This is a genomic window from Frankia alni ACN14a, assembly GCF_000058485.1.
Taxonomy (GTDB): domain Bacteria; phylum Actinomycetota; class Actinomycetes; order Frankiales; family Frankiaceae; genus Frankia; species Frankia alni.
Genome location: NC_008278.1, coordinates 3,750,794 through 3,766,016 on the forward strand (window position 1 = coordinate 3,750,794; position 15,223 = coordinate 3,766,016).

Here is a 15,223-nt window from a genome sequence, read left to right on the forward strand (position 1 = left end):
GCGAGGGCCCCAGGGGCACATTTGCGCCCACCTTCCGGCCAGTCAAGCGAATGGTCACCCTGGGCGGCCGGCGCGCCGCGGTGATCTGCGGCGCGCGCCGGATGGGGTATGAAGGAACTCGTGGTCGGCCGGGCCGGTACAGCCGGCGACGCACGTGTCGTCGTGAGTGTCGTCGTCGGTGTCGACGTGACTGTCGTCGACGTGAATGTCGTCGACGTGACTGTCGTCGACGTGAATGTCATTGTGAGGAAACTGCGGACATGACTGTTGCCGGGCCCGTCGGAGCGGCCCCCGAGGAGCGCCCGGGGGCGGACCGGCGCGTGCGCCTGCCGAAGTCGGCCGAGCTCGTCGCCGGGCACCTGCGTCGGCAGATCGTCCGCGGGGAGCTCGCCGCCGGCGAGGCGCTGCCCCCCGAAAGCGCGCTCATGGCCCAGTTCCACGTGTCGCGCCCGACGCTGCGCGAGGCCTTCCGGGTGCTGGAGAGCGAATCGCTGATCACGGTGCGGATGGGGCCGGGCGGCGGAGTGCGGGTGCGCCCGCCGAACGTCGACGTCGCCGCCCGCTACGCCGGGCTGATCCTGCAGCACCAGGGCACCGCGCTCGCCGACGTGCTGGCGGTCCGCGAGGTCGCCGAGCCGCAGGCCGTCGCCCACCTCGCCCGTGCCGGCGGGCCGACGGAGATCACCCGGCTGCGGGCCGCCCTCGACGAGCCGGCCGAACCCGCCGAGTCGCCGTTGGACACGCTGCGCCGCCTCGAGCGGTTCCACCCGCTGCTGATCGAGCTGACCGGCAACCAGACGCTGCGGGTCCTGATGGGCATGATCGAGCACATCGTCGAGCTCGCCGACCGGTCGCGGGTGCAGTCGGACGCCGGCTCGCCCGACCTGGACACGGCGGTCGCGCGCAGCCGGGCCGCCCACGCCCGGGTCGTGGACCTCATCGAGGCCCGCGACGCCGAGCGCGCCGAGCGGCTGTGGCGCCGCCACCTCGTCGCCGGCCGGGACTACCTCGAGCGCGGCGACGGCACCACCGTCCTGGACATGTTCGGCTGACCCGCCCGCCCGGTGCCGGGCGTCCGGCACCCGCCGGCTGCCCGCCGCGCTGCGCCCGCCGGCCGGGTTCACCTCTCCGTGGAGCCGGCGAGGACGTCGACGGCCGCGGCCCCGTCCGGCTGCGCGGGGGCGTGGGCGGTGATGCCGGCGAGCGCGGCGATGCGGTCGAGCTGCTCCTGCGGGTCGCGCAGCAGCAGCCGGTCGGTCGTGGCCCGCTTGAGGTACAGGTGGGCGGAGTGCTCCCAGGTGAAGCCGATGCCGCCGTGCACCTGGACGTTCTCGCCGGCGGCGAGCAGGGCCGCCTCCGAGCAGGTCAGGCCGGCGATGCTGGCCACCTCGGGCAGCTCGGCGGGGGACTCGTCGGCGGTCCACGCCGCGTACATCACCGCCGACGTGGCCGCCTCCACCTCCAGCAGCACGGTCGCCAGCTTGTGCTTGATCGCCTGGAAGGAGCCGATCGGCCGGCCGAACTGCTCGCGCTGCTTGGCGTAGTCCACCGCCGACGCCAGGGCCGCCTCGGCGACGCCGAGCTGCTCGGCGGCGAGCAGGGTGACCGCCGCGTCGAGGGTGCGGGCCAGGCCCGGCGCACCGGCGCCGTCGGCGCCGAGCAGGACACCGGGCGTGCCGGTGAGGGTGACCCGGGTGACCTGCCGGGTCGGGTCGACGACGGGCAGCGCCTCGACGGCCAGGCCTGCGGCGCCGGCGTCGACGAGGAACAGCGACGTCCCGGCGGCGGTCGTGGCGGTGACGACGAACAGCCCGGCGCTCTGCCCGTCGAGCACCCAGTCCTTGACGCCGCTCAGCGCCCAGCCGTCCCCGGCGCGCTCGGCCGTGGTCGTGGGGGTGGCGTCCCAGGGCCGACCGGGTTCGCGGGCGGCGAGGGTGCCGGTGGTGGTGCCGGCGGCCAGGCCCGGCAGGTGGGCGGCGGCGGCGTCGGGGTCGCCGGCGTGCAGCAGCGCCTGGGTGGCGATGCTGGTCGACAGCAGGGGCGCGCACAGCAGGCTGCGGCCGGCCTCGCTCAGCGCGATGCCGAGCTCCACCAGGCCGAACCCGGCGCCGCCGTACTCCTCCGGCACGGCGAGGGCCGGCAGCTCCAGCTCGTCGCACAGCCGCTGCCAGGTCACCGGGTCCCACCCGGTCGGCGTCGCCATGTCGCGCCGCACCGCATCGGCGTCGGCGACCTCGGCGAAGTAGCGCCGGATGCCGCGGCGCAGCTCTTCGTGCTCGGGACTGTACCGGAACTGCACGGAACCTCCAGCGGGTGACCGGGCCCGGCGACCGGAGTGTGGCGGCGAGTCGGCGGACGTCGACGGGACCCTGTGCTTCAGACGGGACCCTGTACTCGAGACAGGACCCTGTGGTCGAGACAGGACCCTGTGCTCGACACACAAGGATAGGGATATTGTTTATCTGATTCTAGCCGTCGCGGGTGTGGGGAGGTCAGGGTGGACACGCGGTATCCGGCGGAGGTGGAGCAGTTCCGTGCCGAGGTGCGGGCGGTGCTGGCGGAGGAGCTGCCCCCGGACTGGCCGGGGACGGGCGCCCTGGGCGACGCGGCGGCGGTCCGCGAGTTCGTGACCGGATGGCGCCGGACGCTGCACCGCCGCGGGCTGCTGGGGGTGGCCTGGCCGGTGGAGCACGGCGGCCGGGGGCTGACCACCCTGCACCAGGTGGTGCTGGTGGAGGAGCTGACCCGGGCCGGGGTGCCGTTCGGGGTGCAGCCGCAGGACTCGACCGGGTTCAAGATGCTGGGCAACACCCTGCTGCGCTACGGCACCGAGGCGCAGAAGGCGACCATCCTGCCCGGCCTGCTGTCCGGCGAGCAGATCTGGTGCCAGGGCTTCTCCGAGCCGAACGCCGGCTCCGACCTCGCCGCGGCGGGGACGCGGGCACGCCTGGTCGACGGCGAGTGGCACATCGACGGGCAGAAGATCTGGACGTCGGGGGCGCACCGCAGCACGGGGATCTTCGTGCTGGCCCGCACCGAGCCCGAGGCGGCCAAGCACCGGGGGCTGTCGTTCCTGCTGGTGCCGCTGGACCAGCCGGGGGTGGAGGTCCGCCCGATCCGGCACATGACCGGCGGGGAGGACTTCTGCGAGGTGTTCTTCACCGACGCCCGCTGCCCCGCGGACGCCATCGTCGGCAAGCCCGGCGACGGGTGGAAGGTCGCCTCGACCCTGCTGACCTACGAGCGCGGCGAGGAGGCGGCGACCAACCCGATCCTGTTCGCCGCGGAGCTCGACCGGCTGGTGGAGCTGGCCCGCCGGCGCGGGGTCGCGGACGAGCCCTCGGTGCGCCGGCGGCTGGCGTACTTCCGGTCCCGGGTGGAGGTCATGCGCTTCCTCGGCTACCGGATCCTCAGCGACGTGCTGGCCGGCGGCGAGCTGGGGGCGGCGTCCTCGGTGTCGAAGCTCTACTGGAGCGAGTACCACCGCGAGGTCACGCAGCTCGCGCTGGACATCGAGGGGCTCGACGGCCTGGTGCTCGTCGGCAAGGGGCCGTCGCGGCCGCTGCGGACCGACGACCCGGGCGCCGACCCGGAGTCGACGACGAGCTGGTGGGAGGTCTCGCTCAACGCCCGGGCGGGCACGGTGTACGCGGGCACCTCGGAGGTGCAGCGCAACATCCTCGCCGAGCGCGTCCTCGGCCTACCCCGCGAGCCAGCCGTCTGAGTCGATCGGCGCCCCGGGCTCGCCGGGGCGCCCGAGCAGGTCCAGCGTGGCCTCGTCGCGCCCGCCCTGGCCGAGGTAGCGGGCGCCGGCGGCCAGGTGGCGCCGCCAGAGGTCCTGCGCGCCGGTGGCGTCCCCGGCCTCGACGAGGTCGACGAGCATGGCGTGCACCCGCACGGTGCCGCGCTCGGCCCGCGCCAGCTCCGGGGTGCCGAGGTCGGCCTCGACGCGCGTCCAGGTGGTCCGGTTGATGATCTCGCCGAGCAGGGTGATCAGCAGGGCGAGCGTCTCGTTGCCGGCGAGGCGGACCACGAGGGTGTGGAACTCGTTGTGCAGCCGCACCCCCTGCACCCGCTCCGTGGCCGCGTCGTGCTCGGCCAGCAGGGCACGCAGCGCCCGCAGGTCGGCCCGGGTGCGCCGGCGGGCCAGCGCGGCGGCGGTCGGCGGTTCGAGCAGCAGCCGGGCGTCCCAGACGTCGGCGATCGTGGTGGCGCGGTGCTCCAGGACGAGCCCCGCGTAGCGCGCCGCGACCGCCGGGTTCGGCGACTGGACGCGGGCCCCGCCGCCCGCGCCCCGGCGGACCGTGATGAGCGACTCCGCCTCCAGGATGCGCAGCGCCTCCCGCAGGGTCGGCCGCGAGACCCCGTACTGCCCCATGAGCACGGCCTCGGGCGGCAGCGCCTGACCTTCGGCGAGGGTGTTGCGGACGATGGCCTGCCGCAGGTCCGAGGCGACCAGCTCGGCCATCTTCGGCACGCGCATCCGCCGGCCGATGGCGTCGGGTGACCGGTGCGGACCGCCTGCGGCCACGCTGTCTCCTTCGGTCGGGCGGGGAGGGATCGGGCGGGGAGGGATCGGGCGGAGCGAGGGCCCGTCGGCGAACACTCTAAGATATAGATAATTTAGCGCTCAAGGCCGACTGGACCGTGTCCCTCGTGTCACTCGGCAGGACCGGGACGGCGTCGCGCGGAAGCGGTGCGGCCACGTAAACGACAGGTGTGGCGGATGTCGGTATATTTCGGTAGCGTCTCCTTTCGCTGGTCAGCGTGCCTCGCCGCGGCAGAAGCCGGGCGGTTGGCCGCACCGGCAGCTATGACGAACCGCGAGTACGGGGGTGCGCGCGTCCGGCGAATTCCGGAGTGATCCTTCTCGTCCGCGGGTTCGTGTTCCGCACGCCGCTCGCGTCCGCTCGGGAGTCCTGCCGGTATGCCTCGCACACGCTCGTCCCTGGTCCTGACCGTCGCGCTGCTCGCGCTGAGTGCGCTTGCGGGCGGCTGCTCGTCGGACACGCAACCCGCGTCCGCCGCCTGTGACACCCCCGGGGTCACCGCCGACCAGGTCCGCCTCGGCCTGCTCTACCCCGACTCGGGCCCCACCGCGTCGACGCTGGCGGCCGTGCGGGGCGGTGTCGACGCCCGCCTGGGGCTGGCGAACGAGGCCGGCGGCGTCCACGGCCGGAAGATCGTCTACGACTGGCGGGACGACCAGGGCACGACGGAGGCGAACGCGATCGGCGCCCGCGACCTGGTCGAGGGCAAGGGGGACTTCGGCATCCTCGAGTACTCCCTGGCCGCCGACGGCAGCGCGGGCTACCTCGCCGAGCGGGACGTGCCGGTGGCGGGCCTGGCCGCCAGCGACGGCTGGTCGACCCGGCGGAACATGTTCTCCTTCTCCTACACCAACGGCGCGCCCACCGACACCTACGGCACGTTCGTGAAGTCCCACGGCGGCACCCGGGCGGTCCTGCTCACCACCGCCCTGTCCACCGGCGTCAACGACGCCGGCGCCCGCCTGTCCACGAGCCTGCGCGCGGTCGGCATCGGTGTCGTCGACCAGATCGGCTACACCGCCAACGCGGACAACCCGGCCGCGATCGCCCGGCGGCTTGCCGCCACCGGCGCCGACACGCTGCTCACCGTCGTCGGCACCCCCGACCTGCCGGCGGTGCTGCGCGAGCTGCCCGCCACCGGGTGGAACCCGAAGGTGATCCTCTCGCTCAGCGGCTACGACGGCCAGGCGCTGGCCGAGGCGGACGGCGCCATGACCGGCGTCGTCGTGCCGGTGTTCTACCGGCCGTTCGAGGCCGGCGGGGCGCCCATCGCCGGCTACCTCGACGCGATGTCGCGCTACGCCCCCCAGATCGCCAATCCTCGCCAGGACCTCGCGATGATCGCCTACATCGACACCGACCTGTTCCTGCGGGGGCTGCAGGAGGCCGGCGCCTGCCCGACCCGCAAGGGCTTCGTCGACGCCCTGCGCGCGGTGCACAGCTACGACGCCGGGGGCCTGATCTCGCCCCTGAACCTCAGCACCAACCTGGGCCGGCCCACCACCTGCCTCGCGTTCGTCCAGGCCACCGCCGCCGGCACCTTCGACGTCCTCGACGAGCGGCTGTGCGGCCGGGAGCTGCCCGCCTCCGGCGGTGCCGGCTGAGCGATCACCGCGCCGGATTCGGCCATATCCGATAGACAGGTAGACAGCGCTTTCTCGGCGCCAGGAACCGGAGGTCAGATGGATCGGGGTGCGGGACCGCTGGCCGGACTGCGCGTGGTGGAGCTCGCCGGCCTCGGCCAGGTGGCGATGGCCGCGATGGCGCTCGCCGACCTCGGCGCGGACGTGGTCCGCCTGATCCGGCCGGGCGGCGGCCCCTACCCGGCCACGGCCGGCGACCCGGTGCTGCGCGGGCGCCGGCACGTCACGGTCGACCTGCGCTCGCCGCAGGGGCGGGACACCGCCCTCGACCTCGCCGCGGCGGCCGACGTCGTGCTGGAGGCGATGCGTCCCGGCGTCGCCGAGCGCCTCGGGATCGGCCCGCAGGACTGCCTCGCCCGTAACCCCCGGCTGGTCTACGCGCGGATCACCGGGTGGGGCCAGCAGGGGCCGCTGTCCCACCAGGCCGGCCACGACATCAACTACATCGCGCTGACCGGGGTGCTGGGGGCACTGGGCCGCGCCGGGGAACGGCCGCTGCCACCGCTGAACCTGCTCGGCTTCGCCGGCGGCGCGATGCAGGGCGTCATCGGGGTGCTCGCGGCGCTGCACGAGGTGGAGCGCTCCGGCCGGGGCCAGGTCGTCGACGCCGCCATCGTCGACGGCGTCAGCATGCTCGCGCAGATGGTCTGGTCGTTTCGCGGCCAGGGGCGGTGGAACGACGCCCGGGAGAGCAACCTGTTCGACGGGCACGCGCCCTTCTTCGACACCTACACCTGCGCCGACGGTCGCTTCGTCGCCGTCGCCGCACTGGAACCGGCCTTCTACGCGAACCTGCTGCTCGGCCTGGACCTGGCCGGCGCCGACCTCCCGGCGCAGGACGACGAGGCGGGCTGGCCGGTGCTGCGCGCCCGCTTCACCGAGGCCTTCGCCCGGCGCACCCGCGACGAGTGGGTCGCCGCGTTCGCCGACCTCGACGCCTGCCTCACCCCGGTGCTGACCTTCGACGAGGTGACGGCGCACCCGCAGATCGCCGCCCGCGGCACGGTCGTCGAGGTCGACGGCGTCACCCAGGCCGCGCCGACCCCGCGCTTCTCCGCCACCCCGGCGCCGCCCCCGCGCCCGCACACCGACCCCGAGTCGGCCGAGAAGGTCCTCGCCGCCTGGCGCGACCGCTGACGCCGGCGGGCGCCTGCGCGACACCTCGAGCGGCCCGGCACGGCTATGTTGGGGATCTTCTACCCTGGAGGTGAGGGCGATGGCCAGTCCGACGCCGCGGATCCCCCGACACATTCCCGTCGACGCCGCCGCCCGGCACGGCTCGCTGCGCATCGCCGACTACCAGATCGGCGATCACCGTGTCTGGGCGGCCACCGACGATCTCGGTGTCGTCGCCCTGGCCGGGACGCGCGAGGAGCTTCAGCAGGCGCTGGAGGAGTTCCCGCAGTAGCGGCGGGCGGCGGAAGGTACCTGGGGCACCGCGGTCGGTGCCGGTTCTAGGCGGACGGCTCCGCGGCCGGCGGGGGATCGTCCCAGGTCCAGGTGCGGATCTCGGGCAGGTCCTCCAGATGGTCGCGAATGTAGCCGTGGTGGCGGCTGAGCTGAGTTTCGCAGTGGGTGACGAGGCGGTCGGTGCCGGGACGGGTGGTGCGGGCGAACTCGATGGCGAGGCGCGCGAGGTGGTAACGACTGACCTCGTTGCGGACGAGCATGTCGAACGGGGTGGTCGTCGTCCCCTGCTCGATGAAGCCGCGGACGTGGAAGCGCTGGGGGTTGTGCCGGCCGTGCAGGAGCTGGTGCACGCCGCGGCTGTAGCCGTGGAACCCGACGACGACGTCGGTCTCGTCGGTGAACAGGGCCCGGAACATCGGGTTGGAGAAACCGTGCGGGTGCAGGTCGCTGCGCAGCAGGGCCATCAGGTCGATGACGTTGACGACACGCACGGAGAGGCTGGGCACGAACCGGCGTAGCAGCTGGGCGGCGGCGAGGATCTCCATGGTGGGGACGTCACCGATGCCGAGGAGAACGATGTCGGGATCGCGCCCGAGCGGGGTCTCGGTGCCCGCCCAGTCCCAGACGGAGCCGCCCCGGGCCGCATGCTCGTCGGCCTCGGCGGCGGTGAGGTACTGCAGGTGCGGCTGCTTGTCGGCCACGAGCAGGTTGACGTGGTCGCGGCTGCGCAGGCAGTGGTCGGCGACGGACAGCAGGCTGTTGGCGTCCGGCGGCAGCCAGACCCGCACGACGCCGGGGGACAGCGGGACGACGGTGTCGATGAGGCCGGGTCCCTGGTGGGAGAAACCGTTGTGATCATTGCGCCAGCAGGTGCTGGTCAGCAGCACGTTGAGGCTGGGGACGGGCTCGCGCCAGCCGAGCCGGGCCGCTTCCTGCAGCCACTTCGTGTGCTGGATGAGCATCGAGGCGGACACCATGGCGAACGCCTCGTAGGTGGCGAACAGGCCGTGGCGGCCGGTGAGGGTGTAGGCCTCCAGCCAGCCCTGGCACAGGTGCTCGGAGAGCACCTCCATGACCCGGCCGGAGGGGGAGACCCGGTCGTCGTGCGGGTCGATCGGGGCGACCAGGCAGCGGTCGGTCACCTCCAGGATGGCGCCGAGCCGGTTGCTGGTGAGCTCGTCCGGGCTGAAGACCCGGAAGGTGGTCGGGTTGTCGCGGTAGACGTCGCGCAGCAGCTCGCCGAGCGGCCGGGTCGTCTCGTAGGAGTCGCGGCCGCGGTGGAGCGGGTCGATGTCCAGCGCGTGTGTCCGCCAGTCGGGCAGGCGCAGCGGTTCGGTGCGCCTGCCCCCGTTGGCATAGCTGGTGGCCCCCAGCCGCTTGTCCCCGGCCGGGGCGAGGGCGGCCAGTTCGGCGGCAAGCCGGCCGTCGGCGTCGAACAGCCGCTCGGGCTGGTAGGACCGCAGCCACGCGTCGAGCTGGGCCAGGTGCTCCGGGTTCTCGCGGACCGTGGCCAGCGGCACCTGGTGGGCGCGGAAGGTGCCCTCCACCTGCACGCCGTCGACCTCGTGCGGGCCGGTCCAGCCCTTCGGGGTGCGCAGCACGATCATCGGCCAGACCGGGGTGTCGGTGACCGTACCGCCCGGGCGGCGGGCGGCGTGCTGGAGGCGCCGGATCGCCTGGTGGGCCGTGGCGAGGGCGGCGGCGAAGTCCCGGTGGACCTGGCGGACGTCGCTGCCCTCGACCCACAGGACCTCGTACCCGTGGCCGGCGAGGTAGGCGGTCACCTGGTCGCGGCTGCGCCGGCCGAGCACGGTGGGGTTGGCGATCTTGTACTGGTTGAGGTTCAGGATCGGCAGGACCGCGCCGTCGCGGGCCGGGTTGAGGAAGGTGATGCCCTTCCAGCTGCCCTCCAGCGGGCCGGTCTCGGCCTCCCCGTCGCCGACGACGGCGGCGACCAGCAGGTCGGGATGGTCGAAGGCGGCGCCGAAGGCGTGCACCAGGGCGTAGCCGAGCTCGCCGCCCTCGTGGATGGACCCCGGTGTCGGCACGCTGACGTGGCTGGGGATGCCCCCCGGGGTGGAGAACTGCTCGACCAGCCTGGTCAGCCCGGCCGTGTCCGCGGACACCGCCGGGTAGATCTCCGAGTAGGTGCCCTCCAGGTAGGTGTTCGCGACCAGGGCCGGGCCGCCGTGCCCGGGGCCCGCCACGTACAGCACGTCCTGGCCGGTCAGGCCGACCAGGCGGTTGAGGTGCGCGTACACGAGGTTCAGCGCCGGTGACGTCCCCCAGTGCCCGAGCAGCCGCGGCTTGATGTGCTCGGGGCGCAGCGGCTCCCGCAGCAGGGGGTTGGCCCGCAGATAGATCTGCGCGACCGTCAGGTAGTTGGCGGCATTCCAGTAGGCGATCAGCCGGTCCAGCGACGGCTCGTCCAGCTCCGGAACGGGACTGTCGAGCTCCTCGACATCCACCGTGGCAGTCATGCTGCCAAGACTCCCACCTGTTCCGCCCACCACCTACAGGTGTCCGATTCCGCGTCGCCCGGCCAGGCCCAGCCGGGCCCGGCCAGGCCCGGAAGGTCGGCCTCGGCAGGTCCGAAGGACCCGCGGCCGGGTGCCTTCCGGCACTCGTCGCCGAGAAGTGCCGCGGGGAGGGCGACGACCGGCCCGTCGCGGTGGGCTGTTCGCGGGGCGTGTCGGGACCTTCGTCCCGGTGGCGGCGGACCTTCGGTCCCTCCGGGGGCGACCTGCGCACGATTACCCGGCAGACGCGCCGAGCAGCTCGGTGGCACCCGCACCCTCGCCACGCCGACCGGCGGGGGCACCCACCTGCACTGGGCCACCCCGCTGTAACCGCCGCCCGGGAGATCCTCGCCGGGACGAGCTCCGGGCCGTCGTCGACGCGGCGCAACCGGTGTCCGTCGAGATTCGCCCCGCCGGCCCGCGGTGGACAGGGACGAACGGCTCGCCGGCCAGGACCTTCGGCACGCCGGCACCGCCGGAGCCGCCGGACAACCCACCTTCCTCCGTCCCGCCCGCACCAGAGGTAACGGGCCGGTGGGACCGGCTGCAGGCGGCCGCCGACCGGAGCGCACGTTGGCGGTGCCCGCCGGCGAGATCGCGCGGCGTGAGCTCGGATGGGCACGCCCAACACCGCCCTGCTGGGCGGCTTTGCCGCGCTGACCGGCGCGGTGTCCCTCGCGGCGGCCGAAACGGCGATCCGCGAGTGTCTCAGCGGCCGGTTGGTGCACGACACCATCGAGGCGGCGCGGGATGCCTTCGCGTACGTCCGGTACCAGCAGCGAGAGCGCGCCTCGCCGCCACCGCGGCGTCGACCTCGCCGGGGGTGGCATCGGGGTTGCCGGCATCGGGGTTGCCGGCATCGGGGTTGCCGGCATCGTCGGGGACGGCACGTGGCGTGGCCGCGAGCGGTTGAGGCCGGGTACCTGATCGCCCCCGGCCGCGGATTGCGACGATGAGGGTATGCGAGTCGTCAGCACGTCCCTGCTCGGCCAGATGGTCGCGGGGCACCTCGCCGGTCGCGGTGACGGCGCCGGCAGCCGGCGGCCGGTGGTGGTGGCGTCGGGGAACTTCGCGAGTCCGACGGTGGCGCTGCGGGCGGTGGACGAGGTCGTCGAGTCCTACCGGCTGTTCGTGCTCAATCCGCAGGTGGGTCTGCCGGTGCGAGCGGGGGTGTCGCCGGTGACGCCGTTCGTCGGTCCCGGCATGCGGGGGGTGGCGACGCTGGAGTACGTGCCCTGCCGGCTGAGCCTGGTTCCCCGCCTGCTGGCAGGGCCCTGCCGGCCCGATGTGGTCGTGCTGCACACCAGCCCGCCGGTGAACGGGCGGGTGTCGCTCGGCACTGAGGTCAACATCCTGCCGGCGGCGGTGGAGGCGGCACGGGCCGGCGGCGGGCTGGTGATCGCCCAGCTGAACCCGGCGATGCCGTACACGTTCGGCGACGGGGAGCTGGCGTTGGACATCGTCGACCTGGCCGTCGAGGCGCACCAGCCCCTGCCGAACCCCGCGGTCCGGGCGGGAGACGAGGTGGTGCGGGCGATCGGGGAGCGGGTCGCGGCCCTGGTGGCCGACGGCGCGACCCTGCAGCTCGGCATCGGTGGGGTGCCGAACGCCACGCTCGCCGCGCTGACCGGCCGTCGCGGGCTGCGGGTCTGGACCGAGACGTTCTCCGACGGCGTGCTGGCCCTCGACCGGGCGGGCGCGCTCGACACCGGCGCCGATCTGGTCACCAGCTTCCTGTTCGGCTCGGCGGAGCTGTACGGGTGGGTGGACCGCAACCCGCGGGTGCGGCTGCTGCGTACCGAGACCGTGAACGATCCCGGCGTGATCGCCCGCCAGCCGGCGATGACGTCGATCAACACGGCGTTGCAGGTCGACCTGCACGCTCAGGTGAACGCCTCGCACGTGCGGGGGCGGGTCTGGTCCGGTTTCGGCGGGCAGCCCGACTTCGTCGCCGGTGCTCTGCACGCGCCGGGCGGGCATGCGGTGATCGCGCTGCCGAGCTGGCATGCCAAGTCGGACACCTCGACCGTCGTGGCGGCACTCGACGAGCCGACGACCAGCTTCCAACACAGCTATGTCGTCAGTGAGCACGGCACGGCCGCACTGTGGGGGCGCAGCGTGCAGGGACAGGCCCGGGACATCATCGCCCACGTCGCCGACCCGCGCGCCCGCGACGGGCTCACCCGGCACGTCGAGGCCACGGCCGCGACGCCCTCGGGCTGAGCGGCACCGCGGCTGCCCGGGCGCGTTCCCGGGCGCTGAGGGAGGCCAGCGCCGGGTCCGTCTTCGGCCCTTCGCGCATGCGTTCCAGCACACGGCGGGTGACCGACGGGGAGAGCAACGACTGCCCGGCCGCGGCCGCCCGGATGGCGCTCACGAGGTCGTTGCCACGGATCTCCTTGAGCACGTAGCCGGCCGCGCCCGCCATGATGGCGGAGAACAGCGCCTCGTCGTCGTCGTCGTCGTACGACGTCAGAATCAGACAGGCGATGTCGGGGTGGGCGGAGCACGGCTCGGAGCAGGCGGCAGGGTGCACCGTCACCACCATCCCGGTGCGGCATGTCCGACTCCGGGCGGAGCGGACCGTTTGTCTTCCCGGGCAGGACGATCGGCCCGTGTGGCCGGATGGCTGCCGCGGGATGGTCCTCTCATGAATCTCCCCGGCATTCACCAGTCCCGGTCGGCCGTGACGGCCAGGCCGGATGTGCAGAACGGTGCGCCCAGGGTGGGCCCGCGCCCGCCGCACCGGGCGATCGAGCCCGGCAGCCGGTCCTGCTGCTGCCCCTCCGAGCCGGTCGCCCAGGTAACGCTCGCCCCGAGCGAGACGCGTGCCCACGAGGTCGACATCCTGCTGTGCGCCCACCATCTGCGCCGCAGCGCCCTGGCACTGAGATCGTCGGGGGTCGCCGTCTACGACCAGAAGGGCAACCTCATCGAGGACCCGGCCAGGGTGTTCGGCCGGGATCGCTGACAGGCCGCCCGCTGGATCCGGCGAGCGTCCGCAGGGTGGGCGCGGTGTCCGGAAGACCGGTCAGACCGGTCAGACCGGCGGGACCAATCGGGTTTGTCCGTCCCTGTGGGGACACAAGGTATGCGGAGGTTGAGTGGCGGTAAGCGCGCAGGCGGTTCCTGCCTGGTGCGAGGGGAGGGGGACGTGGGCATGTCGGCTGTGCCGAACGACGGCGTGCCGAACGACGGCGTGCCGGACGCCGCGGGGCCGGACGGGGGCGACCCGAGCGGCTGGTTCCCCCCGCACGTCCTGCGCGACTACGCCTTCCTCGGCGACGGGGAGCGTGGGGCGCTGGTCGGCCCGGACGGCGACCTGGCCTGGATGTGCGCGCCGAGCTGGGACTCCGACGCCGTCTTCGCCACGCTGATCGGCGGCGCCGGCTGCTACGCGGTCACGCCGGTCGGCCGCTACAGCTGGGGCGGCCACTACGACCGCCGGTCGCTGATCTGGAACGGGCGCTGGGTCACCACCGACGGCGTCGTCGAGTGCCGCGACGCGCTCGCGCTGCCCGCCGACCCGCACACCGCGGTGGTCCTGCGCCGCATCCGGGTCCTGGCCGGCTCCGCGCAGATCCGGGTCGTCCTCGACGTCCGGGCCGGTTTCGGCCTGGCGGACATGGGCGAGCTCACCCTCGGCGACGAACGCGACGGTGGGTACGACGGTGGGTACGGGGGCGAGCACGGCGCGGGCGCCGCCTGGACCGGCCGGTCCGGGCCGGTGACCTTCCGCTGGTGGGGCGCCGCGAACGCGACCCGCACCCGTGGCGGACCGTTGGTCGTCACGCTGAAGCTGGCGGCCGGCGAGCAGCACGACCTGCTGTTGGAGATCTCCGACCGGCCCCTGCGGCGGCCGCGGGTCGGCGGCGCGTGCGACCTGTGGCGGGCGACCGAGGCCGGGTGGCGCGACGCCGTCGGTGCACCGGCTGCCGGCTCCCTGGCCGCCGGTGCTCTGGCCGTCCACGACACCGAGCAGGCGCTCGCGGTCCTGACCGGGCTCACCAGCAGCGCGGGAGGGATGGCGGCGGCCGCGACGATGAGCCTGCCCGAGCGGGCCCGCGCCGGGCGCAACTACGACTACCGCTACGCCTGGATCCGCGACCAGTGCTACGCCGGACGGGCGGTCGCCGCGCACCGCCAGTACCGGCTGCTCGACACCTCGGTCGGCTTCGTGGCGCAGCGGCTGCTGGCCGACGGCCCGGCGATGAAACCCGCCTACACGACCCGCGGTGGCGCGGTGCCCGACGAGCGCGTGCTGTCCCACCTCGCCGGGTACCCGGGCGGATCCGACCGGGCGGGCAACCGGGCGGGCGGCCAGTTCCAGCTCGACGCGTTCGGCGAGGCGCTCGAGCTGTTCGGCCTCGCCGCCCGCCACGGCCGGCTCGACGCCGACGGCTGGCGGGCCGCGCAGGCGGCGGTCGACGCGATCGTGCGTCGCGGCCACGAACCCGACGCCGGCATCTGGGAGATCGACGACCGGCGGTGGGCCCACTCCCGGCTGACCTGCGTCAGCGGCCTGCACGCAGTCGCGGCCCACGCGCCGGCCCGGCTGGCCTCCCGCTGGCACGACCTGGCCGAGGCGATCCTGGCCGACGTCAGCGCCGACTGCCTGCATCCCGGCGGCCGCTGGCAACGCAGTCCCGGCGATCGGCGGATCGACGCGTCGCTGCTGCTGCCGGCCCTGCGCGGCGCGCTGCGGCCCGACGACCCCCGCAGCCGGGCCACCGTCGCCGCGGTGGAGGCCGAGCTCGTCCGCGACGACTACGTCTACCGGTTTCCCCCGGACGGTGGCGGGCCGCTCGGCGACTCCGAAGGCGCCTTCCTGCTCTGCGGCTTCCTGCTCGCCCTGGCCCGCCATGACCGGGGCGACCGGCTCGGCGCGCGGGTGCTGTTCGAACGCGCGCGGGCGAGCTGCGGCAGCCCCGGCCTGTTCGCGGAGGAGTTCGACGTCGACCAACGCCAGCTGCGCGGCAACCTGCCGCAGGCGTTCGTCCACGCCCTGCTGCTGGAATGCGCCGCTGTTCTCGCCCCGGATGAACACCGGGATGGCGGGTAGGGAGGCCCGCGCGGGGGATCGGCAGCGGCGATGAATGGC

The 15,223-nt window shown here is 74.2% G+C and carries 13 protein-coding genes and 1 pseudogene; 10 read left to right on the forward strand and 4 right to left on the reverse strand.

Annotation, left to right across the window (positions count from 1 at the left end; all coding sequences use genetic code 11):
* The first annotated feature begins 108 nt into the window (after positions 1–108).
* Both FRAAL_RS33045 and FRAAL_RS15105 read left to right on the forward strand, forming a co-directional pair.
* Positions 109–264 (forward strand): hypothetical protein, encoded by a 156-nt coding sequence (locus FRAAL_RS33045; protein ID WP_157734399.1) that lies wholly within the window; start codon positions 109–111, stop codon positions 262–264.
* Positions 261–1,052, forward strand: a complete 792-nt coding sequence (locus tag FRAAL_RS15105; RefSeq protein WP_050997133.1) for a FadR/GntR family transcriptional regulator — start codon at positions 261–263, stop codon at positions 1,050–1,052. Before FRAAL_RS33045 ends, FRAAL_RS15105 begins: the two co-directional genes overlap by 4 nt.
* 68 nt (positions 1,053–1,120) lie before the next feature.
* On the opposite strand, the gene FRAAL_RS15110 is transcribed toward FRAAL_RS15105, so the two are convergent.
* A complete protein-coding gene (locus tag FRAAL_RS15110) occupies positions 1,121–2,299 on the reverse strand; it encodes an acyl-CoA dehydrogenase family protein (RefSeq protein WP_011604607.1) in 1,179 nt (392 codons plus the stop codon).
* 198 nt (positions 2,300–2,497) lie between these two features.
* On the opposite strand from FRAAL_RS15110, the gene FRAAL_RS15115 reads away from it, so the two are divergent.
* Positions 2,498–3,724, forward strand: a complete 1,227-nt coding sequence (locus FRAAL_RS15115; RefSeq protein WP_011604608.1) for an acyl-CoA dehydrogenase family protein — start codon at positions 2,498–2,500, stop codon at positions 3,722–3,724.
* Here FRAAL_RS15115 and FRAAL_RS15120 read toward each other — a convergent pair.
* On the reverse strand, positions 3,701–4,531 hold the full coding sequence (locus tag FRAAL_RS15120) for a FadR/GntR family transcriptional regulator (protein WP_157892105.1): 831 nt from the start codon (positions 4,529–4,531) through the stop codon (positions 3,701–3,703). The two genes, FRAAL_RS15115 and FRAAL_RS15120, sit on opposite strands and share 24 nt — an antisense overlap.
* A 396-nt stretch (positions 4,532–4,927) precedes the next feature.
* Here FRAAL_RS15120 and FRAAL_RS15125 point away from each other — a divergent pair, with 396 nt between their 5' ends.
* The 3 genes from FRAAL_RS15125 (at position 4,928) to FRAAL_RS15135 (ending at position 7,601) form a co-directional block, all read left to right on the forward strand.
* Positions 4,928–6,154 carry an ABC transporter substrate-binding protein gene (locus FRAAL_RS15125; protein ID WP_011604611.1) on the forward strand — a complete coding sequence of 409 codons (1,227 nt, stop codon included), beginning with the start codon at positions 4,928–4,930 and terminating at the stop codon, positions 6,152–6,154.
* 78 nt (positions 6,155–6,232) lie between these two features.
* Positions 6,233–7,330, forward strand: a complete 1,098-nt coding sequence (locus FRAAL_RS15130) for a CaiB/BaiF CoA transferase family protein (RefSeq protein WP_011604612.1) — start codon at positions 6,233–6,235, stop codon at positions 7,328–7,330.
* Positions 7,331–7,409: 79 nt separating this feature from the next.
* Positions 7,410–7,601 (forward strand): hypothetical protein, encoded by a 192-nt coding sequence (locus FRAAL_RS15135; protein WP_041939348.1) that lies wholly within the window; start codon positions 7,410–7,412, stop codon positions 7,599–7,601.
* Between the two features lie 46 nt (positions 7,602–7,647).
* On the opposite strand, the gene FRAAL_RS15140 is transcribed toward FRAAL_RS15135, so the two are convergent.
* Positions 7,648–10,083 carry a phosphoketolase family protein gene (locus FRAAL_RS15140; RefSeq protein ID WP_050997134.1) on the reverse strand — a complete coding sequence of 812 codons (2,436 nt, stop codon included), beginning with the start codon at positions 10,081–10,083 and terminating at the stop codon, positions 7,648–7,650.
* A 789-nt stretch (positions 10,084–10,872) separates the two neighbouring features.
* On the opposite strand from FRAAL_RS15140, the gene FRAAL_RS33050 reads away from it, so the two are divergent.
* Both FRAAL_RS33050 and FRAAL_RS15145 read left to right on the forward strand, forming a co-directional pair.
* Complete coding sequence (locus FRAAL_RS33050; RefSeq protein ID WP_157734398.1) at positions 10,873–11,049, forward strand: hypothetical protein; 177 nt, start codon at positions 10,873–10,875, stop codon at positions 11,047–11,049.
* 33 nt (positions 11,050–11,082) lie between these two features.
* On the forward strand, positions 11,083–12,345 hold the full coding sequence (locus FRAAL_RS15145) for an acetyl-CoA hydrolase/transferase family protein (RefSeq protein ID WP_050997135.1): 1,263 nt from the start codon (positions 11,083–11,085) through the stop codon (positions 12,343–12,345).
* A gap of 22 nt (positions 12,346–12,367) precedes the next feature.
* Here FRAAL_RS15145 and FRAAL_RS15150 read toward each other — a convergent pair.
* Positions 12,368–12,643 (reverse strand): annotated as a pseudogene (locus FRAAL_RS15150) (response regulator); the annotation flags it as partial.
* Between the two features lie 129 nt (positions 12,644–12,772).
* Between FRAAL_RS15150 and FRAAL_RS15155 the strand changes: the two are divergent.
* Both FRAAL_RS15155 and FRAAL_RS15160 read left to right on the forward strand, forming a co-directional pair.
* Positions 12,773–13,093 (forward strand): hypothetical protein, encoded by a 321-nt coding sequence (locus FRAAL_RS15155; RefSeq protein ID WP_063822710.1) that lies wholly within the window; start codon positions 12,773–12,775, stop codon positions 13,091–13,093.
* A gap of 189 nt (positions 13,094–13,282) precedes the next feature.
* A complete protein-coding gene (locus FRAAL_RS15160) occupies positions 13,283–15,184 on the forward strand; it encodes a glycoside hydrolase family 15 protein (protein ID WP_157892106.1) in 1,902 nt (633 codons plus the stop codon).
* The last annotated feature ends 39 nt before the right edge of the window (positions 15,185–15,223 follow it).